The following is a 23,466-nucleotide window of genomic DNA, read 5'->3' as shown; positions in this document are numbered from 1 at the left end:
CGGATCAACTGGAACGGTTTCCCCCTCAGGCGCCCGGCGCTGGGCCGAAACGTTGCAGTTGCATCTCCTGCAAGCGGCTGAGGGTGCGGCGGAAGGGAAACTCCAGGTAACCCTCGGTGTACAGCTGCTCCATCGGCACTTGCGCTTCCAGATAGAGCGGTACCTTGCGGTCGTAGCATTCATCCACCAGGGCGATGAAGCGCCGTACCGCGTCGTCATGGATCGACAGTTGCGGCAGCTCACGATCCCCCGCCGCCACGCGCTGAACACCGTCCTCGGTGCCACGGGCAATACGCCCCGGGCGTTGCTGGGCACTGAGGTTGGGCACTTCACTGAGGAGAATGGCGCGGAACCGGTCACACAGCGCCATGAAATCCATGGCCGAGAACGGTTGCTCGCACAGATCGGCGAAACGGCACCAGATCACCGTCTCGGCGGCCTTGACCACGGTCACTGGGCGGTAGCCAAGCAACAGTGGCTCGCTGGACACCGCCTGCCCTGCGCTCAACTGCTCGAACAGCAGCGCCAAGGCACTGGGCTGCCCCTCGGCGCTGAGCCAATAGCGCTGCGCCACAGCGCCGGGGTGCAGGCGGTGATCCTGCTCGCCGTCCACCGCCAGCACCTGCATGTGCTCGCGGATGGCGTTGATCGCCGGAACAAAGCGCTCACGGTTGAAGCCGTCGGCATAGAGTTGCTCGGGAGGCTGGTTGGAGGTGCAGACCATGACCACGCCCTGTTCGAACATCACCTGGAACAGGCGGCCGAGAATGATTGCATCACCGATGTCGTTGACGAACAACTCATCGAAACACAGCACCCGCACCTCTTCAGCGAGCTCACGGGCCAGGGCCCGCAGCGGGTCGGCGGTGCCGGTCAGCTGGAACGAACGCTGGTGCACCCAGCCCATGAAGTGGTGAAAGTGCTGGCGGCGCGCCGGCACCCTGAGGCTCTGGTAGAACTGATCCATCAACCAGGTCTTGCCCCGCCCTACCGAGCCCCACAGGTACACACCCTGCACCGGCGTGCCTCCCTGGTGCAGGGCTTCATGGCAGCGCTGCAAGGCTTGCACCGCCCGTGCCTGCGCTGCATCGGCGACAAAACCATCGTGCTCCAGTGCCTGCTGATAAGCGCTCAAGGGTGAATCGAATGGCATGGCTGGCAGGCCTCCTGGCAAAGAGCCGCAGTATGCCACCCCGCAAGCACGCGCAGTCAGGCAGAACCGCTCAGCGAGAGATATCCAGGCGCGCGATCTTGCCCTGGGCATCAAGGCGAAAGGTGTAGCGCAAGGCCTGGGGGCTGCCGGGAAAGTCACCGGAAATCAGATTATCCAGCAGCACCTTGCCGGTGCGCTGCTGAACCCCGACGATCTCCAGCCGGGGCCGCAAGCGGCTCCGGGTGTCGTCCATCCAGCGGGCAATCTCCTGCGGCCCGACGCGGTATTCACGCTCGTCGAAAAGCTGCGCCTGGTCGGCGAAGATCGACGCTACCACTGAACTGTCCCCGGTATTGGTCGCCGCCAGATAAGCGATGATGGCCGGGGCCAGCGAAGGGTCGGTAGTGAACATGGAACAAGCTCCTTGCGAGTAGATGAGCGAGCCATGTTAGGACCCCGTCACGTCATTTCTTGTCAGCAGTGAAACGGCCGCCTGCATCCCCTTGCATGCGCTTGCGCCAGGCCCGTAGCCAATCACTGCGGCGCCCCGGATAGGCCACATCCTGCTCCTCGGCGGCGGCGATGCGATCGGTGCGAAAGGTCCGGTAATCTTCACGCAGCTCGCACCAGGCAACTATCACCCGGGCCTCGTTGAGAAAGCCCAGGGCCAGGGGCCAGATCAGCCGCTGGCTGGGGGTCTGGTTGACATCGGCATAGTCGATCAGCAGCTTGGCCTGATGACGGATCGCCAGGCGAAACACGTTCAATGACACCGGATTGTCCGGAAAGCCATAACCTGACGGCCCCGGTAGCAGCGTGGGATTGCGCAAGGCGTCCTGGGCGGCCGGTGCCAGCACCGCGGCGATCTTGGCCATGGCATCGGCGGCAGCCTTGCTCAACACCTCGTCGCCCCGCTGATCGACGTAGCGCAAGCCAAGGACCACGGCTTCGGTTTCATCGGCATTGAGCATCAGCGGCGGCAAGAACAAACCGCTGCGCAGCACATAGCCAACCCCGGCCTCTCCGTAGATCGGCGCCCCCAGGGAGGTGAGCTCGGCAATGTCGCGGTACAGGGTGCGTTCGGAGACCTCCAGCTCCCGGGCCAATGTTGCAGCAGTGACCGCGCGGCTCTTGCCTCGCAGCATCTGCAACAGGGTGAGTAATCGACTGGCTCGCGACACCTTGAGTGAACTCCCGGGAAAAACACCGAGGCAGGATACCAGAGGCTCCTGACAGACAATGTCAGGAGGCCTGTCGCAGCCCTAGCCTGGATGCCCCAGGAGATGCGGCGTGCCCAAGGCCGCCAGCGGTTCGGTGAAAGATCATCAAGCCAGGCCCTCCGGACCTGGCGCAGCGGCGCAAGCAAACGGCAAAGGTCAGACGTCGACCTTATGCCGGGCCGCGTAGAGACAGAGCATTTCCATGGCCAGGGTGGCGCCCGCCAGGGAGGTGATCTCGGCGTGGTCGTAGGCCGGTGCCACCTCCACCAGGTCCATGCCCACCAGGTTGATCCCGCGCAAGCTGCCGAGAATCTCCAATGCCTGGGTGGTGCTCAAGCCGCCGCAGACCGGGGTGCCGGTCCCCGGGGCGAACGCCGGGTCCAGGCAGTCGATGTCGAAGGTCAGGTACACCGGGTGATCACCGACCCGTTCGCGAATCGCCGCGGCAATCGCCTCGCAGCCAAGCCGATGAACCTGGCGCGCATCCAGCACCTGGAAGCCCTGATGGTCATCGTTGGTGGTGCGCAAGCCGATCTGCACCGAGCGCGCCGGGTCGACCAGCCCCTCCCGGGCGGCGTGCCAGAACATGGTGCCGTGATCGATACGCTGGCCTTCCTCGTCGGGCCAGGTGTCGCTGTGGGCATCGAAGTGAATCAGCGCCAGTGGACCGTGCCGGCGATGATGGGCCTTGAGCAGCGGGTAGCTGATGAAGTGATCACCGCCCAGGGTCAGCATCGCGCAGCCGGCGTCGAGGATGCGCCGGGCATGGGTCTCGATGCTCTCGGGCACCGATTGCGGGGTGCCATGGTCAAAGGCGCAGTCGCCATAGTCGATCACTGCCAGGTGTTCGAAGGGGTCGAAGGCCCAGGGCCAATGGCGTTCCCAGGCGATGCCAGCGGATGCTGCGCGGATCCCCCGCGGCCCGAAGCGCGCCCCGGGACGGTTGGTGGTGGCGGTGTCGAAGGGCACGCCACTGACCACCAGGTCGACACCTCGCAGGTCACGGCTATAACGCCGACGCATGAAGCTGGTGATGCCGGCGTAGGTGGTTTCGGCCTGGGTGCCGTACAGGCTGTCGCGGGTCAGGGCCTGATCGTTGAGGTCGGCGATATCCATGGGTGTTTCCTCAGGGTTGGCGGCTACGGAAGGTGCTCCAGATACGCGTGCGCTGACGCATGTCCTTGAGGCTCATGCTGCGGTCGGCGTACAGCCGGGCACGCATCTGGGCAGCCGGGTAAATGTCTGGGTCGTTGCGGATCGCTGGGTCAACCAGGGGCGTCGCCGCCTGGTTGGCATTGGCGAAGAACAGGCTGTTGGTCAGGGCCGCCACCGACTCCGGACGCAGCATGAACTCGATGAAGGCTCGGGCCGCCTCGGGGTGCGGCGCATCCTTGGGGATCGCCAGGTTGTCTTGCCAGACCAGGGTGCCGTTCTGGGGAATGCGGTAAGCCACCTCGAACGGCTTGCCGGCCTTGCGCGCCTGGTCAGCGGCCATGCTGGCATCGCCGTTGTAGGTCAGCGCCAGGCACACGCTGCCGTTGGCCAGGTCATTGATCTGTCGGCCGGTGGCCACATAGAGCACTGCAGGCTGCAGCTGCCGCAACAGCGCTTCGGCCTGGGCCAGGTCGTTTTTGTCCGTGCTGTAGGGGTCCTTGCCCAGGTAATGCAGGGCCAGCCCGATGACTTCCTGAGGCGAATCGAGAATGGCAATCCCGCAGTCCTTGAGGCGTTCGGCGTATTGCGGTTTGAACAGCAGGTCCAGGCTGTCCAGCGGCACGCCCGGCAGACGTTGACGCAGCGCCTCGACGTTGATACCCAAGCCCAGGGTGCCCCAGGTATAGGGCACGCCGTAGCGATTGCCGGGATCGACTGCCGCCAGCTTGCCCAGCAGGTCCGGATCAAGGTTGGCGTAACCCTTGAGGCTGGCGCGGGGGATCTCCCGCAGCGCCCCGGCCGCCAACCCTCGCGCCAGCACGCTGGAAGACGGCACCACCACGTCATAACCGCTGCCACCCGTGAGCAGCTTGGTTTCCAGCACCTCCGGAGCGTCGAAGGTGTCGTAGCGCACCTGAATACCGGTTTCTTCGGTAAACCGCTGCAGGGTCTGCGGGGCCACGTAATCGGCCCAGCTGTAAAGGTTGAGCAGCGGTTCTTCGGCCCGTGACGACGGGGCCATGGCCAATATCGCCAACGGAAGGCACAAGCGCAGCAACGGACACATGACGGGCACCTGCAAGGAGGAAGTAGCGGCAGCTTGCCCGGATGGTTACATTACAAAAATACCAAGCTTGTTACGCTGACATTCACCGGGAGTAATGTTTGATGCTGGGTCAATTGCACGATCTGGACCTGCAGCTGTTACGGCTGTTCGTCAGCGTGGCGCAGTGCGGTGGCTTCAGCGCCGCCCAGGGTGAATTGGGACTGAGCCAGTCCAGCATCAGCCAGCAAATGGCGCGCCTGGAGACCCGTCTCGGCTACCGCCTGTGCAGCCGTGGCAAGGCCGGCTTCAAGCTGACGCCCAAGGGCGAGCAGTTGCTGAGCGCGACCCGCCCGCTGTTCCAATCCATCGAAGTGTTTCGCCATCAGTCCAACGGTGTTGCCGGACGCTTGATCGGCGAGGTGCGCCTGGGGCTGTCCGAAGCCCTGGACCAGTCGGTGTTGCAGAAGGTGGCGGCAGCGATCCGCGACTTTCGCCAGCGCGATGAATCGGTGCGGATCGAGTTGCTCAGTGCCATGCCCGGCGAAATGGAGCGCCTGCTCCTGCAGCAACGCCTGGACCTGGCCATCGGTTACTTCTCAAAGGTCCAGCGGGCCTTTGATTACCGCCGCCTGTTCAGCGAGACCCAGCACCTGTATTGCGCTGTCGGCCATCCATTGTTCAGCGCCGCGGAGCCGGACCTGAGCAGCCTGCAGCATGCCGACCGGGTCGACCATCCTTACCGTTTCCTCGGTCCGGACGAGCCGTTCCAGGGCCAGCGTTGCTCGGCCCGGGCCGAACAGGTGGAAGGCACCCTGGCCTTCATCCTCTCTGGACAGCACATCGGCTACCTGCCCAGCCATTTTGCCCGCAACTGGGAGAACGCCGGCCAACTCAAGCCCCTGGGGCAGCCGCAACTGAGTTTCGAGGTGGACTTCTACCTCGCCCGACACCGCGCCCAGGTGCCGGGCGAGGCCCAGCAAGCCTTCGAGGAAGACCTGCTGCGCGCCTTTGTCCCAGACTAAGCGGGGCTCTTGAGGCCTGCATTGACCTTTTCCGCCTGTTTGCCCTTCTGACAGCGGCACCTTTCTGGCATCCTGCGCCTCCTTTTTTCTGACCGGGTCCGCAAGTCTTGTCCGACGTCATGCTTTTGCGGCCCAAGTCCCGTCCACTTTCCGGCGTGTGCCCCCGCTGTACCCACACGCCACTGGCAGGCCTTTTCCCATGACCACACCTGATCGCTCCCCTCCTCGCTACAAGTCTGACCTGATCTACGGCCTCAACGACCGCCCGCACTTCAGTGCCGCAATCTTCGCCGCGCTGCAGCACGTGCTGGCCAGCTTCGTCGGCATCATCAGCCCGACCCTGATCTTCGGCGGCGTCCTCGGCCTTGAGAGTGAACTGCCCTACCTGATCAGCATGGCGCTGTTCGTTTCCGGCCTGGGGACCTTCGTCCAGGCCCGGCGCCTGGGCCCTATCGGCTCTGGCCTGCTGTGCGTGCAAGGCACCAGTTTCTCCTTCATCAGCGTACTGCTCAGCGCCGGTTTCATGGTCAAGGGCCGTGGCGGCGACACCAACGAGATCCTCTCGACGATCTTCGGCATCTGCTTTGTCGCAGCCTTCATCGAGATGTTCCTCAGCCAGTTCATCGGCAAGCTGCGCAAGCTGATCACCCCGGTGGTGACCGGCACCATCATCACCCTGATGGGCCTGTCGCTGATCAAGGTGGCCGTCACCGACATGGCCGGCGGCTACGGCGCCAGCGACCTTGGAGCTGCGAGCAACCTGGGCCTGGCGGCACTGGTGCTGCTGACCATCGTGGTGCTCAACCGCTTCAATCACCCGATGCTGCGCGTCGGCTCGATCGTCATCGGCCTGACCCTGGGCTTCGTAGTGGCCTGGCTGCTGGGGCGGGTGGACATGGCGGCGTTGCCGGACGTGCCTCTGGTCAGCGTGCCGGTGCCGTTCAAGTACGGTTTCTCCTTTGACCTCATCGCCTTCATTCCCCTGGCGGTGATCTTCCTGATCTCGCCACTGGAAGCCGCCGGCGACCTGACCGCCAACTCGATGATTTCCCAACAGCCAGTCAAGGGCCCGCTGTACATCAAGCGCATCAAGTCCGGCCTGCTGGCGGACGGTTTCAACTCGGCAGTGGCGGCGGTGTTCAACAGTTTGCCAATGGTCACCTTCGCCCAGAACAACGGGGTGATTCAGCTGACCGGCGTGGCCAGCCGCTACGTCGCCTACTTCATTGCCGGGCTGCTGGTCCTGCTGGGGCTGTTCCCGATGATCGGCGCGGTGCTGCAACTGATGCCCAAGCCGGTACTCGGTGGTGCCACCCTGATCATGTTCGGCACCGTGGCGGTGGCCGGGATCAAGATCCTCGCCGAGGCCGGGCTGCACCGGCGCAACGTGCTGATCGTGGCCATCTCCCTAGGCATGGGCCTGGGCGTGGCGGCGGTGCCGGAAGTGCTGCGCGAGCTGCCCAAGGCCCTGCACAACATCTTCGAATCGCCGATCACCGTCGGCGCCATCTGCGCGATCTTCCTGAACATCTTCCTGCCGGAGGAATTTCTCGAGCTGGAAGAGGATGAGTTCGATCCGGAAGCATCGACCCTCAAGGTCATGCAAGACCCGGACATGAGTGCCAAGGCGAACTCCTGAGGCTGCTTGGCGTCTATGCTGCGTGCGGCGCAACATCGGTTGACCGGTGACATCACCGCACTGACTGCGTTGCCATACCGCCCAGGTTGATTGCAACCTGGGCCGGCCGCGACAGGGGCGAAGCACCTTCGCCCTGCTCGACTCGCCCTCACTTCTGACAGGTAACCCATGCGCAAACTCATCACCCTGACGCTGCTGTTCCTCAGCCTGAGCGCCTGCGCCCTGCTGCCCAACCGCGATCCCCTGGCGATCAATGTGGTGGGCATCGAGCCGCTGCCGAGCCAGGACCTGGAAATGCGCTTCGCGGTGAAACTGCGCCTGCAGAACCCCAATGAAAACACCATCGACTACAACGGCGTGGCCCTGGACCTGGAGGTCAACGGCCGCCCACTGGCTTCCGGGGTCAGCGACCAGCAGGGCCATATCGGCCGTTATTCCGAAGACATCCTGGTGATCCCGGTGAGCGTCTCGGCCTTCTCCGTGCTGCGCCAGACCCTCGGCCTGAGCCAAACCCAGAGTCTCGACAACCTGCCCTACGTATTGCGCGGCAAACTGGCCGGTGGCCTGTTCGGCACCCAACGTTTCATTGATCGCGGGCAGATCAGCCTGAGCAACCCGGGCGCCTGGTAAGGCGACCTCAGAACACCGACCAGCCGATCCGCTGGCTCAGCAGTTCGAGCGCGGCCATGCCCACCAGCGAGTTGCCCGCGGCGTTGAGTTCCGGCGACCACACGCACACCGTGAACTGCCCAGGCACCACCGCGACAATCCCCCCGCCGACACCGCTCTTGCCCGGCAAGCCGACCCGATAGGCGAAATTGCCAGCTTCGTCGTACAGGCCGCTGGTGGCCATGATCGAGTTGACCTGCTGGGTCTGCCGGCGCGTGAGGATCTGCTCGCCGCTGTGCTTGCAAAAGCCGTCGCTGGCCAAAAAGCAGAAGGCCCGGGCCAGGTCGACGCAGCTCATGCGCAAGGCGCAATGGCTGAAATAACTGCGCAGCACCGCCTCGACATCGTTGTGGAAATTACCGAAGGACTGCATCAGGTAGGCCATGGCCGCATTGCGTGCGCGGTGCTGATACTCCGAATCGGCCACCCGGCCATCCACCATCACCTGACTGTTGCCCGACAGGCGCCGGGCGAAATCACGCATGGACAAGGCCGGCGCGGCGAAGCGCGACTGGTTGATGTCGCAGATCACCAGGGCCCCGGCATTGATGAACGGGTTGCGCGGCCGGCCGCGCTCGAACTCCAACTGCACCAGGGAATTGAACGGCTGCCCCGAGGGCTCGTGGCCCAGGCGCTCCCAGATTGCCTCACCGGAATGGCCGATGGCCTGGACCAGGCTGAAGACCTTGGAAATGCTCTGGACCGAGAATGGCGTGTCGGCGTCACCGGCGCTGAACACCTGGCCATCGTTGCCATACACGGCAATCCCCAGCTGGTTGGCCGGCACGTCCGCCAGGGCTGGAATGTAATTGGCGACTCGGCCTTGGCCGATCAGGGGGCGGACTTCATCGAGGATCTGGTTCAACAAGGCTTGCATGGTCTGGCTCATCATCACGGGCCCCGATACGGCGACGGGGCTATGGCTGCTAGACGCGCGCCAGGGCCTGCGCAGCACATGCAGCCGGCCTCGCCGCTCAGAAAACCGAGCGTACAGGCTGATCAAAAACTACAGTTCGCGCTGGCGCGCCCGGGCCACTTTCCGCTGGCCAGCGCAGGCGTGTGCAACGCGGGCGCATGCCCCAAGGCACTCTTCGCCGACAAGCCGGGACCCACAGCGGTGCGAGCGGCAGACCAAGGAATGGAAATACAATTGATTTTCGATCATTTTCAACAATTTAGTAAGCAACAGATCGCTGACTTAGATCACCCTGCATCCTGGCTTAGGCGTTAGAATCGCCTCCGGTTGCGCGACCTTAAACCTGTCATAACCACCTTGGCCCCGCACAGAACCGCTCCACGCATCGTCCCCTGCGCCAGCGCCCGCTGGTGTTTCCACGGGCTACCTGCAGCAGTCGATGCTTTCGCCATGACGGCATTTCCCAATCGGAGTCATGCACTTTTGAGAACCTGGCACACCATCGTCGGCATTCTGCTGATCACCACCTGCACCCTGTTGCTGGAGATCCCCTCGGACACCTGGCTGAGCTCCGCCACCCTGAGCCTGATCCTCGGCAGTGCAGCCCTGGCCTACATGGCCGTGTCCTGCCTGCTGGCCGCCCGCTGGGGTTTTGTCGAGCGCCTGTTCGGCGGCCTCGATCGGGTCTATGAAGTGCATAAATGGCTGGGTATCTGGGCCCTGGTGTTTGCCAGCTATCACATGGTGTTCAAGGCCAACCTTGACGTATGGAACAGCGTGCCGATCCTCGAATGGTCGAAGTACTGGACGCGCATGGTGCGCCAACTGAGTTACGTGGCCCTGGGCCTGATCGTGCTCCTGGCGCTGAACCGCAACATCCCGTACAGCCAGTGGCGCTGGTGGCACAAACTCTCCGGGCCGCTGTTCGTGATCGTCATCCTGCATTGGCTGAGCTTCAAGTCGCCCATTGCCCTGGACACGCCGTCGGGCATCTGGCTCACCGTGCTCTGTGCCCTGGGCGTGCTCGGCGCCCTGTACAAGCTGCTGCTCTACCCCTTGGTGGCCAAGGCCGGTGAATACCAGGTCAGCGCCGTCAAGGTGGAAAAGAGCTCCCTGCACCTGGAACTGACGCCCCTGGGCCAGGGCTTTGCCTTCAAGCCAGGGCAGTTCGCCTTTCTGTCGATGCAGGAAAAGGGCCTGCGCGAGCCCCATCCCTTCACCATCGCCAGCGCCCACAGCGAAGACGGGCGCATCGAGTTCGTGATCCGCGCCCTGGGCGACTACACGCAAAGACTGCGCAAGCAGGTGAAGGTCGGCATGCGCGCGGACCTCTATGCCCCCTATGGTCGCTTCAAGCGTCCGCTGGAAGGCGCCCGGGAGATCTGGATCGGTGGCGGGGTCGGCATCTCGCCGTTCATTTCCTGGCTGCAGGACGAGGCCGCCGGACAGTTCGACAAGGCCACCCTGGTGTACTGCTACAACCCGTCCCGGGCTTTTCCCAGCGTCGATACCCTGCAAGGCATGGCCCAGGCCCGAGGCGTGGACTTCGTCGCCAACAGCGGCGGTACCGAGTCGTTGGCGCAGACCCTGAGACACACCGCCGCACAGACCGATCCCCAGCAGATCCAGATCAGCTTCTGCGGGCCCAAGGGCCTGTTGGGCCAGGTCCGCGAACTGATGAACGAGTGCAAGATTCCCGAAGGCAACCTGCACTACGAGTTTTTCGAGTTCCGCTGATCAGTCGACCTCGGCCCTGGGTGGCGTGGCTCATGCAGCGCCACCCGGACCACTGCCGCCGCCAGCAGGGTAATGATCATCAACACCTGCAACAGCTGGCTGAATGCCTCGGCATATGCCTGCTGCAGCGCTTGCGGTTGCAACGCCGGCAAGGATGCGACGCTGGCCGCCAAGTCACCTCCGGCCAGTTGCCGGGCCGCGAGCATCACTGACTCCGCCGGCCCTGCCACAGTGCCCAAGGCGTGCTGGACCAGGCCCGCCAGCAGCGCCACCACCAAGGCCAGGGCAATGCCTTCGCCGGCGACCCGGGTGGTGCTGAAGATGCCGCTGGCCATGCCCGCCCGCTCCTTGGGCACCACGCTCACCGACAACCCGTCCATCAAGCCCCAGGGCAGGCCGCTGCCCAGACCGATCACCAGCAACGGCCAAACCCGCTCGATAGGCGCCTGGCCTGGCCCCACCCGGCTGAGCCAGAACAACCCGCCAGCGGCCACCACCAAGCCCAGGCTCGACAGGTTGCCGGCACTGAACCAGCGGTGGAGCCAGCCCGCGGCGAACGGCACCACCAGCATCGGTGCAGACAAGGCGATCATCAGCATCCCGGCGTCGATCGCGCTGTAGCCCTCGACGCCGATAAAGCGGATCGGCAGCAGGATCAGCAACACCACGTAGCAGTAACACGTGGCGATGGGCAGCACCTGCACCCCGACAAAGCGCGCGTAGCGAAACAGTGACAGGTCGAGCATCGGCCGCGCCGCCCGGCGCTCGACGACAATGAACAGCCACAGGGCCAGCAGCGCACCCAGCAGCAACAGCACGACCCAGGGACTGCTCCAGCCACTTTGCGGCGCCTGCAGGATGCCCCAGGTCAGCAGCACCAGGGCCAGGGTGAAGCTCAAGGTGCCGGGCCAATCCACACCCCGGGCTTCGGGGTCCGTGGACTCCAGCATGCGCGGCACGCCAAAGCCCAGGGACAGGCCGCCGATCAGTGCGCCGGAAAGGAAAATCCCGCGCCAGCCGGCATGCTCGACCAGGACCCCGGCGAGGATCGGCCCGAACGCCAGGCCGACGCCGAAGGTGGTGCCCAACAAGCTGAAGGCCCGGGTTCGTCCAGGCCCGTCGAAGGCTTGGGCCAGGGCCGCCGAACCTCCGGCCAGGGCAGCAGCGCCGGCCAGCCCCTGAACCCCGCGCAGCAGATTCAGCCACAGCAGCGACGGCACGAACACCAGGGCCAGGGAGGTCAGGCCGAACAGCGCCACGCCGAGGCTGAACAGGCGTTTGCGGCCGAACTCGTCGGCCAGGGTCCCGGCCGCCATCAACACACTGCCGAACGTCAGCATGAAGGCGTTGGTGGTCCAGCTCAGGGCCAGGGGACTGCCTCCCAGTTCGCGGCCAATGGCCGGGGTCGCCACCGCCACTCCGACAAAGGTCAGAGGCAGCATCAGCGCCGCCAGGCACACCGCCGCCAGCACGCCGTAGGCCAGCGGTTCGCGGGTCGGGGCCAGGGGCCCCTGGGTCAAGTCGAATTCAGGATTCATTCACACCTCTCAGCCCTGGTAGCCAGGGTTGCTTGAAGAAAAATCCATGGTAGGTATGCCGCAATAGGCAAAAAACAGGGCATTCTTCCGGTCTTTACGGACAAAAACGCTTTAGTCGAGGTGAGCGATGGACAACCTTAGCGGCTTGCAAGTGTTTGTCAGCGTGGTCCAGAGCGGCAGCCTGGTAGGGGCCGGCGAGCGCCTGGGGCTGTCCGCCTCGGCCGTTGGCAAGGCCCTGGCACGCCTTGAGCAACGGCTCGGCGTGCGCCTGCTGAACCGCAGTACCCGGCGCATCAGCCTGACCGATGAGGGCGCGCTGTTCTACGAGCGCGGCCAGCGCATCGTCGACGAGGTACAAGAGGCAGAAGCCGAATTGGCGCGGATCAGCGACACGCCACGTGGCCGCTTGCGGGTCAGCCTGCCGGCCATCGGCTACCGCATGCTGCTGCCGATTCTTCCGGAGTTCTCCGCGCGCTATCCGGACATCGAGCTGGACCTGGACTTCAACGACCGGCTGATCGACGTGATCGCCGAGGGTGTCGACGCGGTGATTCGCAGCGGCGAACTGGCGGACTCGCAACTCAAGTCCCGTAGCCTGGGGCCCTTTGGTTTCGTGCTGATCGGCGCCCCCGGTTATTTCGCCCAGCGAGGCACACCACACACCCCGAGGGACCTGGAACAGCACGCCTGCCTGCGCTACAAATTCCCCGGCGGTACCCAGCTGCAGCAATGGCGCCTGCAATTGCCGGACGCGGCGCCGCCCCTGGTGTTGGGGAGCGCCCTGACCAGCAACAACCTGGAATCGCTGATCCATGCCGCCAGCCAGGGCCTGGGCATTGCCTACGTGCCGGAATTCGTGGTGTGTAACGCCCTCGCCGAAGGCTCCCTGGTCTCGGTGCTCGATGACTACCAGAGCGAACGCGGCAAGTTCTCCATTCTCTGGCCCAGCAGTCGCCACCTGCTGCCAAAACTACGGGTCTTCGTCGATTTTCTCAGCCAGCGGCTGGTCCTCGGCAAGCCCTACAAGGAACCCCAGACATGATCGACAAGGTCCCACTCCTGCACACCGAGCGTTTGCTCCTGCGCCCCCTGGAACTGGCGGATGCCGAGGCCATACAACAGCTGTTCCCGCAGTGGCAGGTGGTGCGCTACCTGAATGCGCTGGTGCCCTGGCCCTACCCGGCCGATGGCGCCCTGTGCTACCTGCGGGACCTGGCCTTGCCGGCCACGGCCCGGGGCGAGGAATGGCACTGGACGATCCGCTTGCGCAGCGCCCCGGAACAGATGATCGGCAGCATCAGCCTGATGCTGGCAGCCGACGATAACCGCGGTTTCTGGCTGGCCCCGCAGTGGCAGGGCCAGGGCTACATGAGCGAGGCCTGCCAGGTGGTGGACGAGTATTGGTTCGAGGTGCTGGAACAACCGCTGATGCGGGTGCCCAAGGCCGCGCCGAACCAGGCCTCGCGGAAGATTTCGGAGCGTGGCGGGATGCGCCTGGTCCGCAGCGAAAGCGGCGAGTTCGTCGGCGGGCGCTTCCCCCTGGATATCTGGGAGATCACCCACGAGGAATGGCGCCGCCGGCGTTGAGCTGCGGCGCCGCTCAGGTAAAACGCACGCCCGGACGAGGTTGCAGGTCCACGCTAAGTTCAAACACATCCGGGCGCGCATAGTGACCGACCACGTCATAGTCATAGCGAGCCCGCACCAGATCGTCGGTGTCGATCTCGGCGCTGAGCAACCCGGCGTGGCCCACCAAGGGCCCGGCCAGCACCTCGCCCATGGGCCCGATGATCACGCTGCCACCGGCGATCAACGGCCGCTCTGCCGGCCAGTGGGCAATCTCCAGCCCCAGGTCCCGGGGTGAAGCCTGCACCTGGCAGGCGCTGACCACAAAACAACGGCCCTCATGGGCAATATGACGCATGCTCGCCTGCCACATCTCGCGCTCGTCCACCGTCGGCGCGCACCAGACCTCGATGCCCTGGGCGTACATCGCCGTGCGCAGCAACGGCATCATGTTTTCCCAGCAGATCACCGCGCCGACCCGGCCGACCTGGGTGTCCTGCACCGACAAGGTCGAGCCGTCGCCCTGGCCCCAGATCAACCGCTCGGTGCCGGTGGGCATCAACTTGCGGTGCTTGCCCTGCAGCCCCGACTGCGGGTCGAAATACAGCGCCGTGCAGTACAGGGTGCTGGCGCTGCGCTCGATCACCCCCACCACCAGGTTGGCCCCGGTGCGGGCCGAGAGACCGGCCAGGGCCTCGGTTTCCGCACCAGGCACGTCGATGGCGTTGGCAAAGTAACGGGCAAAGGCCTCGCGGCCTTCCGGCAGCCGATAACCCAACTGAGTGCCGAAACCTTCACCCTTGGGATAGCCACCCAGCAGCGCTTCGGGCATCACCACCAGTTGCGCGCCAGCGTCGATGATGGCGCCCTCGTAAGACAGGATCTGCTCCAGGGTGGCGCCCTTGCCCTCAGGCAAGGAGCCGATTTGCAGGGCAGCGACGATGGACTTGGGCATGGCGTAACTCCTCGAACGATCAGGTATTGCGCATTCTGCGGCGGCCGCTAATCATCGATAAACCCCAATACAGTGCTTAATGATATGAATCAGATGAATATCGCCAGCGTCGATCTCAACCTGCTCAAGGCCTTCGAAGCCCTGCATGACGAGTCCAGCGCCAGCCGTGCCGCCTTGCGTCTGGGCGTCACCCAATCAGCCATGAGTGCCGCGTTGCGCCGCCTGCGGGCTCTGTATGACGATCAATTATTCGTGCGTACGGGGCGCGGCCTGGCGCCGACCCTGAAGGCCAATCAATTGAAGCCGGTGGTCAGCGACGCCCTGAACAAATGCCGCCAGAGCCTGGCCATGGTCGCCCCGGACAGCGCCGACTATCAGGGCCGCTCGGTGACGGTTGGACTGTCGGATGATTTCGAGATCGCCTACGGCCGGCGCCTGATCGAGGCGGTAGCCCGGCGGGCACCCAAACTGCGGCTGATCTTCCGCCAGACCCACAGCCAGATCGTCGCCGAGGCGTTGTTGCAACGCAGCGTCGACCTGGCCATCAGCTCCGGTGGGTTTGCCGAGCGCATGCTCAGCCGCCAGGTGCTGGGGGAAGGTGACTACCTGTGCCTGGCAGACCCGGCGAGCCTGGCCCCTGGACAGCAACAAATCAGCCTCGACGAGTTTGTCGAACGCGAACACCTGCTGGTGTCATCACAAGGGTTTATCGGAATCACCGATGAAGGGCTGGCGAACCTGGGGCTCAGTCGCCAGGTCTGCGCCTCGACCACACACTTTGCCGCACTGCCCTTTCTGCTCAAGGGCAGCCAGGCGGTGGCGACCATTCCGGCCCATGCCGCTCGGCGCATCGCCGAGTTCACCGGCCTGCAACTGCTGCCCTGCCCGCTGGCGCTGCCGCGTTATCCGATTGAACTGGGCTGGCGTACCAGCCCGCAGATCGACCCACTGCTGGTGAAAGTGCGCGACGCGATTGTCGAGAGTTTTGCGCTTACTTGTTCGCCGCCATCAGCCGATTGACTTCACTGCGCACCATGTTGGAAAACTCCGGCGGCGACATGCCGTCGAGCTCCGCGCGGACCCACTCGGCCCACTTGCCCTTGCGCTTGCCGCGCTCGCCGAACAGTCGCGCGGCCTCGCCCTTGGCCTTGCCCAGGTTGCTCTGCCACAGGTCGAACAGGCGGGACTTCTCATCCTCGAGGGCGGCACGCTCGGCCAGTGGCTTGTCAGCCAGATTGAAACTCATGGGAAATTCCTGCTGCGTAAAATAGCCGACATCTTACACTGTAGGGGCTGACGGGTTTACCCCAGGGTGACGAGCAAGACGCAAAATAGCTGCAACTTTTGCCCTCGCGCCAGACTCCATTGCTGGTCACCCCATCACCTGTAACCGCTGCTGCAGGCTGCGCTCGACTCGCAAGGGAGGCGCTCTACAACGGCTCTGATTGCACACTGCAGCAAAGGCACACTTTCAAGGAAAAACTTCATGGCTCGTAAATCTGCCGCGCAAGCGGAAAACGATCAAATCAAGGACCAGGCATTCAGCGAGTTGCAGGCGCTGATTGAAGAATCGGAAAAACTGCTGAAGAACAGCGTCAACCTGATTGGCGAAGAAGGTGAAAGCCTGCGCCAGCAAGTGAGCCTCAAGCTCAAGCAGGCACTGGACTCAGTGAACAATGTGCGTGAACGCAGCAAGCCGGTGATGGATGCCACCGAACAATACATTGGTGGTCACCCGTGGCAGACCGTGGCCATCTCCGCCGGCTTCGGCCTGGTGGTGGGCCTGTTGCTGGGCCGTCGCTCGTAACCTGAGCAGCCCCTGCAAGGCCAGGCGCGCCAGCGGCCGCCTGGCCTTTTTTGTGCCTGGCATTTCACTCCTGCGCCAACGCCTGCAACTGCTGCAACTGCTCAAGGGCAATGGCGATCCCACGCTGCTGCGAGCGCTCACGCTGCTGATGGCGGCGATCCCCCGGCAAGCGCTTGAGTCCCACGGCGTGCATCTGCCGCACCAACTCCTGGCTGCGTTCGGCAAAGCTCTGCCCGGCGGCCTTGCTCGGATCGATGACAATCAGCAGCTGCCCGGTCCACGGCGTCTTGGCCCCAGGATGGTTGGACCAGTCGAACTCGAACGAGAAATTGCCTCCGGTCAGCGCGGCGGCGAGCAACTCGACCATCATCGAAAGCGCCGAACCTTTATGACCGCCAAACGGTAACAAGGCACCGCCCTCGAGGATCGCCTTGGGGTCCTGGGTCGGCTGCCCCAGGCTGTCGACGCCAATGCCCAGGGGCAGGCGTTCACCCTTTTGCGCGGCGATCTGCACATCGCCGTGGGCGATGGCGCTGGTGGCCAGGTCGAAGACAATCGGCTGGCCGTGGGCCTGGGGCGCGGCAAAGGCAATCGGGTTGGTGCCAAACAGTGGCCGATCGGCGCCGTGGGGCACCACGCAGGTCATGCTGTTGACCACGCTCAGGGCTACCAGCCCCTCTTCGGCAAAAGGCTCGACGTCTGGCCAGAGTGCGGCGAAGTGGTGCGAGTTGCGGATCGCCAGCACCGCGATACCGGCGTTGCGCGCCTTGCTGACCAGCAGTTTGCGGGCGGCGGCCAGGGCCGGCTGGGCGAAGCCATTGGCCGCGTCGACACGCACGAAAGCCGGGGCGACGTCCTCTATCACCGGCAGCGCCTGGCCGTTGACCCAGCCACTGGCGAGGGTCGAGACATAACCGGGGATGCGGAACACGCCATGACTGTGGGCGCCGTCGCGCTCGGCACTTGCGCAGTTCTCAGCCAGGCAGCGGGCCACTTCGGCGCTGCAACCATGGCGTTGGAAGATGGTTTCCAGCAACTGTACGAGTGCTGCCAGCGAGAGGTATTCGGTGGGAGTTTCGATAACCGGGGATGATGCAGACATCTGAAGCTCCAGTGTAATTATTGGAGGGGGCGACAGCGTGTGACTGGGGGATTAAACAACGGCGGGATCAGGGCGTGTCAACCATCTGCTGGGGCTTGCAGAAATGGGGCCAGATTTATGTTTTTGGCGGGGGATTTTATAGGCGGATAACTGGTGGTCTGGAAGGGTATTGCGCCGCATCCCCCCCTCCATTTGTAGACACTTTCGATACACAACGTGTTTTTAGCGGCCCACAGATGAAAATAAGTTCACTTTGATGCGCATTAGCCATGACGGCTGTTCTACAAGGCTTGCCGCGGAGGGTAGAATGTCGGAAATCAGGAAGAGTCAATGAGCGAACAGATCCTCTCAGAAGCCGAATACGACGCCATCACCCAAGCTGCGGCGCAATGGTGCATGCGCTTGCATGAACCCGACTGCAGCGATGCAGAACGTCTGGCCTTTCAGCAATGGCATGATGCCGACCCCCTGCACGCCTTCGAATACGAAGCGATGCGTGAAATATGGGAAGTGGCCGATCAACTGCCCCCTTCCACACTGACCGACACCCCCGTGATCAAGCCGGCCCCTCGGCGCTCCTGGCAACACTACGGAGTGGCTGCGGCGATCGCCCTATGCACCCTGCCCCTGGCGGCCTACAGCGGCTGGGAACTGGGCTGGCTACCGTCGTCCTATGAGCGCTTCGAAGCAGATGACAGCATGCGCAGCGTGACCCTGGCCGACGGCAGCCAGGTGGAGCTGAACTTGGGCAGCGCCCTGACCTACAGCAACTACAAGGACCAGCGCCGGGTCACCCTGAGGAAAGGCGAAGCCTTCTTCAAGGTCAGCCACGACCTCACGCACCCATTCGTGGTCAAGGCCGCCAGCGGCCAGGTCAAGGTGACCGGCACCCGGTTCAACGTCTGGATGTACGAGGACCAGGTGCGGGTCACCCTGCTCCAGGGCTCGGTGCTGGTGAGCAGCAACAGCGCCCTGCCCGGCGCGGGCTTTCGCCTGGAGCCCGGCATGCAGGCTCGCTACAAGGCCGGCGACTTCGAGCCACAAATCAGCCAGACCTACAGCAACGACAGCTCACTGGCCTGGCGTGACGGCAAGCTGGTACTGGACAACCTGCCCCTCAGCGAGGCCTTGCCGCTGATCAACCGCTACCTGGAGACACCGGCGCAGGTCGCCGACAGCAACACCGGCAAGATCCGCGTCGGCGGCATCTACGACACCCGGGAGATCAAGAGCCTGCTGACCTCGCTGCCCAAGGTCCTGCCGGTGTACCTGACCCGTAATCGCGACGGCAACCCGGTGATCAACTCACTGCCACAGTCCCCGCCAAAAAGCTGAAGGCCGCCCCATTGCGGGGGCGGCCTTCGGTTGTCTCAGCCTTCGTTCATCACTTCAGCGCCAAGGGCACCGGCGCCTTGCGCGGCTCGTGGATCAACTGTGACTGATACTGGCCGTCGGCGCGGATCTGCGCCTCGGTGAACGGCAGCACGCGCCACTGATTCCTGGCGAAGGCCTCGGTCTGATCGCGAAAATGCGCTGACGCCGGGTCGCTGGACAGGGAAAACGCCAGCAGCCCCTGTGCCTGCGGGCCTTGCTCATCAAAGCTGACCACATTCAAGTAGCTGGTGCCGCTCACCACCTCGCGCTTGCCGTCAGCACCGGGCACGCTCTGGATAGCGTTGTACACCCCGAGGTTTTCAGGGCCTCCCGGCACCGGGGTCGGCTGACCACCCTGGCTCACTTGCTGGATATCGCCCCAGCGCACATCAGCGCCAAGACCAGCCGCCGCCACTTGTTGCGCCGAGGCCAGCATCGCCTCACGCAGGGCCTGGGCCACCGGCGCACGACCGATGGCCAAGCCACGTGGCGTGTGCTGCGGGTCCTTGGGATCAAAGGCTACTCGCCAAACATCCGGATTCTGCAACAGCGGCTGCATGATGCCCTGGAAATGCACGAAACCCAGGCCCGCTTGCAAGCCGGCGCTGCGGTCCCAGGACTTCAGGCTGGTGCACAGCGACTGCAGCCGCTGAGCATCCTGGCCCAGGTCCTGCTCACAGAACTGCAGCAGGTCCGGCATCACCTGGCCGGCCAGGTACACCTGTTGATCGCTGACCATGTGCTGCAAGTCGCTGACCTGCGCCTTGTGCATCCGGCTCAGGCGATCCAGGGCAAAACGCGCACGCATCTTCAGCGGCACATCCTGCTGGCTGATCACCGGTGAGAAACCTTGCAGCGGCGCCGCCGGGTTGACCATCCAGGCCGAGTCGTTGGAATGCTGCAGGTAGTCATTGCGGGCCAGTTGCGGCAGTTGGCTGGCGGCAAAGATTCCTGGCTGGGCCGCCGCCGGGTCGAGATCCCAGGCGCAGGCGCTGCGGGAGCCATCAAGCACAATGACCTGAGTGCCCACGCGCGGATCGCTGCACAGCGCCAGCTTGGCCTGGGTGACATTGGGCACCACCGACTGGTTCATGTAGACAGTTCGCCCCTGGTCGTCCACTGCCAGGGTATTGACCCAGGGAATACCCTGCAGCTGGTGCACGCTGTCTTGCAGGCCGGCGACGCTGCCAGCCTGGTTCATGGCATACCACTGGGCCAGCACCCGGGTGTTGTCGAGGTTGGCATCACGCAGGCTGTAGGCATATTTGTGGTCCCAATCCAGTTTCCCCGGCCACTGCACGATGGGCCCGAAGACTGAGCTGTAGAGGGTTCGCGACTGGCTCTGCAATTGGCCGTCCGGCCCCTTGCTCTGCAACGTCACGACCTGACGTTCCAGAGGCTGCGAGCGGCCGTCCAGCAGATAGCGGGTCGGGTCCTTGGGGTCCAGTTGCAAGCGGTACAGGGTGAAGTGCTTGGAGGTGTCCACGGTGTGGGTCCAGGCCAGGTGCTGGTTGAAACCGATATTGATCAGCGGCAGGCCGGGCAAGGCCGCCCCCATCACATCCAGCTGCCCTGGAATGGTCAGGTGCATCTGATAGAAACGCATGCCCCCCACCCAGGGAAAGTGTGGATTGGCCAACAGCATCCCGCGACCGTTGAACGAACGCTCGCTGCCGATGGCCACGGCGTTGCTGCCACGGTCCAGGGCGAAGCGCTGCGACCGGTTGGCCGCCAACTGCCAGTCCTTGCCGGTCAACGCCGCCTGTACCGTGGAGCTCGGCGGCGTGGCCCCGGCCAAGGCTTCAGCGAACTGCCCGGCACCGCCTTCCACCAGCAATCTGCGGGTCAGTTTTACCAGGTCCGAGGTCGCCAGCGGCCGCACCCAGTCACCCTGGCATTGTTCGGGCAAGCCCTGGCTCTGGCGTTCCGCCAATTGACGGTTGTAACCCTCGACATAACCCTGCATGCGCTCGCGCACCGCCGGGGTCTGTGCCTGCCAGAACGCGATCACCGCCTCAGGGCGGTTCAGCCAGCTGAAGAACAGGTCGCTACTGAGGTTGTCCCGCTCTTCCAGGGTTTGCCCTTCGGCACCGAAGTACTTCGAACGCTGGGCATTCACCGTCAGCACTTCGTTGGCCATCAAGCACAGGTTGTCCTGCGCATAGGCGTAACCAATGCCATACCCCAGGCCGCGCTCGTCGGCGGCGCGGATATGCGGCACACCAAAGCTGGTGCGACGAATCTCGGCACGAATTTCCTCTGGCTGCGCCAGCGCATGAGCGCCACAGCTGAGGCTGAGAAACAGGGTTGCAAGGCAAAAATGCGGTAACTGCCTGGAAATGATCACGCCGACTCCTGATGCAGAAATACAGAACCAGGACTGGTGTGCAGGAGCGGTGGGCAATGCCGCCAGTCTGGAAATCCAGCCGCGCACGGATCAACCGGCGCCTGCCTGCCCATAAAGACGAAGTCGATGGAAAAAATTTAAGCCGTGGTCCCCCAAGTCACCGTCATGACATGTCAGCGACTTGATACTGACAAATTTTCTACATCTGCAGCCTCATGATTTGCCGTGCTCGTTCGTCTAATGACTAGAGCATCCATCATTCTTTTCCTGATCAGGCTCTGATAAGGAGTTTTTGCATGTACAACCCGCAACTGCCAATGGACGGCATCACCGTGAACAACACGCCTTCCCTGAATGCCGGCGCCGGTGTCTTCGGCAAGAACGCCGAGCGCAACAGTAACGAACGGATCAAGCACCTGCTGAAAAGCTTCGGCCTGCGCACCAGCCTGATACGCCTGAAAGTCATCGATGCCCTGCTCGTCGCCAACCAGAGCGAGCGCTCCCTGGGAGTGCGCGGCATCCACAGCCAACTGCTGGAATTGGACATTCCACTGTCGTTTCTGAGTGTCCGGGAAGTCTTGAAGCGGCTGTGCAGCGAGGGCGTGATCACCCTCAATGCGGACAAGAGCTACAGCCTGCACCAGCAGGCCGCAGCGGTCCTAGATGGCCATGCCTGAGGCGGCCCGCCCCTGGCTCAAGGCTTGACCTTGCGGCGCATCACGCCATTGATCACTACCACGACCACCGCCACACCAATGGCGATGTACTGGAACATCTTTTCGCTGATGACACCGTTGTTTTGCAGGTAGGAAAGGCCAAGCATGATTCCCAGTACCACCAGGGAAATCAGAATCGAGTATTTCAAGCGTTGTGACTGAGTCATTGCAGGGATCCTGAAGCTGAAATTGTATCTGCTGTGTATCAAGGGCGATGCCAAGCACATACCCGGATTCGGGGATGGGCGACACAAATCGGGGTCACATGGTACAGGCGCCAAGGAGTTTTTTCTTGCCTGTCGCCCTGTCGTGTTCCCCGAGCCCTTGAGGATTGATCAATGTTCCGTCGAATCACACTGCTGATTCCCCTGCTGGCCATGCTGACCCTGTCGGGCTGCATCATCATGCCCCATGATGGCTGGCATCACCGCTACTACGATGGCGGCCCGGGCTACTACCACCGCTGAGTCATCCGGCCAGCCCATCGGCCAGCGCCTGAACCCTCTATCCCGTCCAACCCACGCCCGCATCTTGCGGGCGTTTTGCTATGGGCCAGGCAGGCACTCAGGTCCGGGAAATGTGCGCGCCAGAACGGGCGAACAACTCCACCAGCCAGTCGACCAACACCCGCACCCGGGTGGACAGATGGCGTTGCGGCGGATAGAGCGCAGTCAAGGGCATCGCCGGTGGCGCAAAGCCCGCCAGCACTTCCTGCAAGGTAGCGTTGCGCAACTGCCGGGCGACGTTGTAATACGGCGTCTGCACCAAGCCGTAGCCAGCCTCGGCGGCCGCCAGGTAAGCATCGGCGCTGTTGACCGCCACCTGCTTGGGCAACTCGACCTGGCGCAGTTGCTCGCCGAAGAAAAACTCCAGGCCATAACGCTTGCCGCTGACGCTGGAAAAGTACTCCACCACCTGATGCCCCTCCAGGTCCTCCGGGGACTGCGGAATACCCCGCTGACGCAGGTACTCGGGACTGGCACACGTCACCTGCTGCAACTGTGCCAGCGGCCGCGCGACCAAGCTGTCATCCAGGGCCAGACCACCGCGCAACACGCAATCGACGCCTTCACGGATCAAGTCCACAGGACGATCATTGAGGCCGATCTCCAGCTCGATCAGCGGATAGCGCGCAGAAAACTCCGGCAACGCTGGCATCACGATCAACCGGCCGATCCCCACCGGCATGTCGATGCGCAAGAGGCCCCGCGGGTTGTGCCGGGCCGCCGAGAATGCTGCTTCGGTCTCCTCCAGGTCTGCCAGCAAGCGCACACAGCGCTGGTAATAGGCGCTGCCATCCAGGGTCGGGCTGACCTGGCGGGTGGTGCGGTGCAGCAACTGCACCCCGAGGTGGGCTTCCAGCTGCTTGATCAGAATGGTCACCGAGGCCCGGGGCAACTGCAGGCTGTCGGCCGCTCGGGCAAAACCGCCAAGCTCGACGATCCGGGTAAAAACACGCATGGCGTTGAAACGGTCCATGGATCAGAGGCTCGCAATTGTTTAGA

The 23,466-nt window shown here is 63.7% G+C and carries 24 protein-coding genes; 11 read left to right on the top strand and 13 right to left on the bottom strand.

Annotation, left to right across the window (positions count from 1 at the left end; translation table 11 throughout):
* Positions 1-25: 25 nt before the first annotated feature.
* From zapE to GV818_RS04670, 5 genes are all read right to left on the bottom strand, one after another.
* Positions 26-1,153, bottom strand: a complete 1,128-nt coding sequence (zapE, locus tag GV818_RS04690) for a cell division protein ZapE (protein ID WP_161775913.1) — start codon at positions 1,151-1,153, stop codon at positions 26-28.
* A 70-nt stretch (positions 1,154-1,223) separates the two neighbouring features.
* A complete protein-coding gene (locus tag GV818_RS04685; RefSeq protein ID WP_161775912.1) occupies positions 1,224-1,565 on the bottom strand; it encodes a nuclear transport factor 2 family protein in 342 nt (113 codons plus the stop codon).
* Positions 1,566-1,617: 52 nt separating this feature from the next.
* Positions 1,618-2,334: a helix-turn-helix transcriptional regulator gene (locus GV818_RS04680; protein WP_161754946.1), complete on the bottom strand. Its 717-nt coding sequence runs from the start codon at positions 2,332-2,334 to the stop codon at positions 1,618-1,620.
* Between the two features lie 195 nt (positions 2,335-2,529).
* Entirely contained in the window at positions 2,530-3,489 is a 960-nt protein-coding gene (gene speB / locus GV818_RS04675) for an agmatinase (protein ID WP_161754949.1), read from the bottom strand.
* Between the two features lie 10 nt (positions 3,490-3,499).
* A complete protein-coding gene (locus GV818_RS04670) occupies positions 3,500-4,594 on the bottom strand; it encodes a polyamine ABC transporter substrate-binding protein (protein WP_161775911.1) in 1,095 nt (364 codons plus the stop codon).
* A 101-nt stretch (positions 4,595-4,695) separates the two neighbouring features.
* Between GV818_RS04670 and GV818_RS04665 the strand changes: the two genes are divergently transcribed.
* The 3 genes from GV818_RS04665 to GV818_RS04655 all read left to right on the top strand — a co-directional run bounded on the left by GV818_RS04665 (position 4,696) and on the right by GV818_RS04655 (position 7,864).
* Complete coding sequence (locus GV818_RS04665; protein ID WP_161754953.1) at positions 4,696-5,595, top strand: LysR family transcriptional regulator; 900 nt, start codon at positions 4,696-4,698, stop codon at positions 5,593-5,595.
* 199 nt (positions 5,596-5,794) lie between these two features.
* Positions 5,795-7,234 carry a nucleobase:cation symporter-2 family protein gene (locus tag GV818_RS04660; RefSeq protein ID WP_161754955.1) on the top strand — a complete coding sequence of 480 codons (1,440 nt, stop codon included), beginning with the start codon at positions 5,795-5,797 and terminating at the stop codon, positions 7,232-7,234.
* A 168-nt stretch (positions 7,235-7,402) separates the two neighbouring features.
* A complete protein-coding gene (locus GV818_RS04655; protein WP_161754957.1) occupies positions 7,403-7,864 on the top strand; it encodes an LEA type 2 family protein in 462 nt (153 codons plus the stop codon).
* Between the two features lie 7 nt (positions 7,865-7,871).
* On the opposite strand, the gene glsB is transcribed toward GV818_RS04655, so the two are convergent.
* Positions 7,872-8,780: a glutaminase B gene (gene glsB, locus GV818_RS04650; RefSeq protein ID WP_161754959.1), complete on the bottom strand. Its 909-nt coding sequence runs from the start codon at positions 8,778-8,780 to the stop codon at positions 7,872-7,874.
* Between the two features lie 522 nt (positions 8,781-9,302).
* On the opposite strand from glsB, the gene GV818_RS04645 reads away from it, so the two are divergent.
* Positions 9,303-10,556: a ferredoxin reductase family protein gene (locus GV818_RS04645; protein WP_161775910.1), complete on the top strand. Its 1,254-nt coding sequence runs from the start codon at positions 9,303-9,305 to the stop codon at positions 10,554-10,556.
* Here the strand turns inward: GV818_RS04645 and GV818_RS04640 are convergent.
* A complete protein-coding gene (locus tag GV818_RS04640; RefSeq protein ID WP_161775909.1) occupies positions 10,532-12,094 on the bottom strand; it encodes an MFS transporter in 1,563 nt (520 codons plus the stop codon). The two genes, GV818_RS04645 and GV818_RS04640, sit on opposite strands and share 25 nt — an antisense overlap.
* Before the next feature lie 127 nt (positions 12,095-12,221).
* Between GV818_RS04640 and GV818_RS04635 the strand changes: the two genes are divergently transcribed.
* Both GV818_RS04635 and GV818_RS04630 read left to right on the top strand, forming a co-directional pair.
* Positions 12,222-13,136, top strand: coding sequence for a LysR substrate-binding domain-containing protein (locus GV818_RS04635; RefSeq protein WP_161775908.1), 915 nt, complete (start codon positions 12,222-12,224; stop codon positions 13,134-13,136).
* The gene (locus tag GV818_RS04630; protein ID WP_161775907.1) at positions 13,133-13,681 is read left to right on the top strand and encodes a GNAT family N-acetyltransferase; all 549 of its coding nucleotides are present in this window, start codon (positions 13,133-13,135) and stop codon (positions 13,679-13,681) included. Before GV818_RS04635 ends, GV818_RS04630 begins: the two co-directional genes overlap by 4 nt.
* Positions 13,682-13,694: 13 nt before the next feature.
* Here GV818_RS04630 and GV818_RS04625 read toward each other — a convergent pair whose 3' ends face one another.
* Complete coding sequence (locus GV818_RS04625) at positions 13,695-14,615, bottom strand: carbon-nitrogen hydrolase family protein (protein WP_161775906.1); 921 nt, start codon at positions 14,613-14,615, stop codon at positions 13,695-13,697.
* A gap of 84 nt (positions 14,616-14,699) precedes the next feature.
* Here GV818_RS04625 and GV818_RS04620 point away from each other — a divergent pair, with 84 nt between their 5' ends.
* Complete coding sequence (locus GV818_RS04620) at positions 14,700-15,635, top strand: LysR family transcriptional regulator (RefSeq protein ID WP_161775905.1); 936 nt, start codon at positions 14,700-14,702, stop codon at positions 15,633-15,635.
* Here GV818_RS04620 and GV818_RS04615 read toward each other — a convergent pair.
* Positions 15,607-15,861, bottom strand: a complete 255-nt coding sequence (locus GV818_RS04615; protein WP_161754974.1) for a hypothetical protein — start codon at positions 15,859-15,861, stop codon at positions 15,607-15,609. The genes GV818_RS04620 and GV818_RS04615 overlap by 29 nt on opposite strands.
* A gap of 240 nt (positions 15,862-16,101) precedes the next feature.
* Here GV818_RS04615 and GV818_RS04610 point away from each other — a divergent pair, with 240 nt between their 5' ends.
* Positions 16,102-16,422, top strand: a complete 321-nt coding sequence (locus GV818_RS04610) for a DUF883 family protein (protein WP_161754976.1) — start codon at positions 16,102-16,104, stop codon at positions 16,420-16,422.
* Between the two features lie 64 nt (positions 16,423-16,486).
* Here GV818_RS04610 and GV818_RS04605 read toward each other — a convergent pair whose 3' ends face one another.
* Positions 16,487-17,524 carry an Ldh family oxidoreductase gene (locus GV818_RS04605; RefSeq protein WP_161754978.1) on the bottom strand — a complete coding sequence of 346 codons (1,038 nt, stop codon included), beginning with the start codon at positions 17,522-17,524 and terminating at the stop codon, positions 16,487-16,489.
* Between the two features lie 330 nt (positions 17,525-17,854).
* Between GV818_RS04605 and GV818_RS04600 the strand changes: the two genes are divergently transcribed.
* The gene (locus GV818_RS04600; protein ID WP_161775904.1) at positions 17,855-18,859 is read left to right on the top strand and encodes a FecR family protein; all 1,005 of its coding nucleotides are present in this window, start codon (positions 17,855-17,857) and stop codon (positions 18,857-18,859) included.
* Between the two features lie 49 nt (positions 18,860-18,908).
* On the opposite strand, the gene pvdQ is transcribed toward GV818_RS04600, so the two are convergent.
* Positions 18,909-21,245, bottom strand: coding sequence for a bifunctional acylase PvdQ (pvdQ, locus tag GV818_RS04595; protein ID WP_161775903.1), 2,337 nt, complete (start codon positions 21,243-21,245; stop codon positions 18,909-18,911).
* A gap of 296 nt (positions 21,246-21,541) precedes the next feature.
* Between pvdQ and GV818_RS04590 the strand changes: the two genes are divergently transcribed.
* A complete protein-coding gene (locus GV818_RS04590) occupies positions 21,542-21,922 on the top strand; it encodes a fe2+ zn2+ uptake regulation protein (RefSeq protein WP_161754985.1) in 381 nt (126 codons plus the stop codon).
* A 17-nt stretch (positions 21,923-21,939) separates the two neighbouring features.
* Here the strand turns inward: GV818_RS04590 and GV818_RS04585 are convergent, their stop codons facing one another.
* Entirely contained in the window at positions 21,940-22,128 is a 189-nt protein-coding gene (locus GV818_RS04585; protein WP_161754987.1) for a hypothetical protein, read from the bottom strand.
* Positions 22,129-22,299: 171 nt separating this feature from the next.
* Between GV818_RS04585 and GV818_RS34345 the strand changes: the two genes are divergently transcribed.
* Complete coding sequence (locus tag GV818_RS34345) at positions 22,300-22,428, top strand: hypothetical protein (RefSeq protein WP_256667397.1); 129 nt, start codon at positions 22,300-22,302, stop codon at positions 22,426-22,428.
* A gap of 97 nt (positions 22,429-22,525) precedes the next feature.
* Here GV818_RS34345 and GV818_RS04580 read toward each other — a convergent pair whose 3' ends face one another.
* Positions 22,526-23,440 carry a LysR family transcriptional regulator gene (locus GV818_RS04580; RefSeq protein ID WP_161775902.1) on the bottom strand — a complete coding sequence of 305 codons (915 nt, stop codon included), beginning with the start codon at positions 23,438-23,440 and terminating at the stop codon, positions 22,526-22,528.
* Between the last annotated feature and the right edge of the window lie 26 nt (positions 23,441-23,466).

This window comes from Pseudomonas sp. Fl4BN1 (genome assembly GCF_009908285.1).
Lineage (GTDB): Bacteria > Pseudomonadota > Gammaproteobacteria > Pseudomonadales > Pseudomonadaceae > Aquipseudomonas.
Note: the sequence above shows the minus strand (reverse complement) of the source record. Positions and strands in the feature narration are given on the sequence as shown.

Coding starts and splice junctions, on each gene's coding strand:
- zapE (WP_161775913.1), bottom strand. CDS start 1,153: ATGCCATTCGATTCACCCTTGAGCGCTTATCAGCAGGCACTGGAGCAC.
- GV818_RS04615 (WP_161754974.1), bottom strand. CDS start 15,861: ATGAGTTTCAATCTGGCTGACAAGCCACTGGCCGAGCGTGCCGCCCTC.
- GV818_RS04620 (WP_161775905.1), top strand. CDS start 14,700: ATGAATCAGATGAATATCGCCAGCGTCGATCTCAACCTGCTCAAGGCC.
- GV818_RS34345 (WP_256667397.1), top strand. CDS start 22,300: ATGTTCCGTCGAATCACACTGCTGATTCCCCTGCTGGCCATGCTGACC.
- glsB (WP_161754959.1), bottom strand. CDS start 8,780: ATGCAAGCCTTGTTGAACCAGATCCTCGATGAAGTCCGCCCCCTGATC.
- GV818_RS04585 (WP_161754987.1), bottom strand. CDS start 22,128: ATGACTCAGTCACAACGCTTGAAATACTCGATTCTGATTTCCCTGGTG.
- GV818_RS04630 (WP_161775907.1), top strand. CDS start 13,133: ATGATCGACAAGGTCCCACTCCTGCACACCGAGCGTTTGCTCCTGCGC.
- GV818_RS04625 (WP_161775906.1), bottom strand. CDS start 14,615: ATGCCCAAGTCCATCGTCGCTGCCCTGCAAATCGGCTCCTTGCCTGAG.
- GV818_RS04665 (WP_161754953.1), top strand. CDS start 4,696: ATGCTGGGTCAATTGCACGATCTGGACCTGCAGCTGTTACGGCTGTTC.
- GV818_RS04590 (WP_161754985.1), top strand. CDS start 21,542: ATGTACAACCCGCAACTGCCAATGGACGGCATCACCGTGAACAACACG.
- GV818_RS04670 (WP_161775911.1), bottom strand. CDS start 4,594: ATGTGTCCGTTGCTGCGCTTGTGCCTTCCGTTGGCGATATTGGCCATG.
- GV818_RS04640 (WP_161775909.1), bottom strand. CDS start 12,094: ATGAATCCTGAATTCGACTTGACCCAGGGGCCCCTGGCCCCGACCCGC.
- GV818_RS04600 (WP_161775904.1), top strand. CDS start 17,855: ATGAGCGAACAGATCCTCTCAGAAGCCGAATACGACGCCATCACCCAA.
- GV818_RS04610 (WP_161754976.1), top strand. CDS start 16,102: ATGGCTCGTAAATCTGCCGCGCAAGCGGAAAACGATCAAATCAAGGAC.
- GV818_RS04635 (WP_161775908.1), top strand. CDS start 12,222: ATGGACAACCTTAGCGGCTTGCAAGTGTTTGTCAGCGTGGTCCAGAGC.
- GV818_RS04580 (WP_161775902.1), bottom strand. CDS start 23,440: ATGGACCGTTTCAACGCCATGCGTGTTTTTACCCGGATCGTCGAGCTT.
- speB (WP_161754949.1), bottom strand. CDS start 3,489: ATGGATATCGCCGACCTCAACGATCAGGCCCTGACCCGCGACAGCCTG.
- GV818_RS04660 (WP_161754955.1), top strand. CDS start 5,795: ATGACCACACCTGATCGCTCCCCTCCTCGCTACAAGTCTGACCTGATC.
- GV818_RS04685 (WP_161775912.1), bottom strand. CDS start 1,565: ATGTTCACTACCGACCCTTCGCTGGCCCCGGCCATCATCGCTTATCTG.
- GV818_RS04605 (WP_161754978.1), bottom strand. CDS start 17,524: ATGTCTGCATCATCCCCGGTTATCGAAACTCCCACCGAATACCTCTCG.
- GV818_RS04655 (WP_161754957.1), top strand. CDS start 7,403: ATGCGCAAACTCATCACCCTGACGCTGCTGTTCCTCAGCCTGAGCGCC.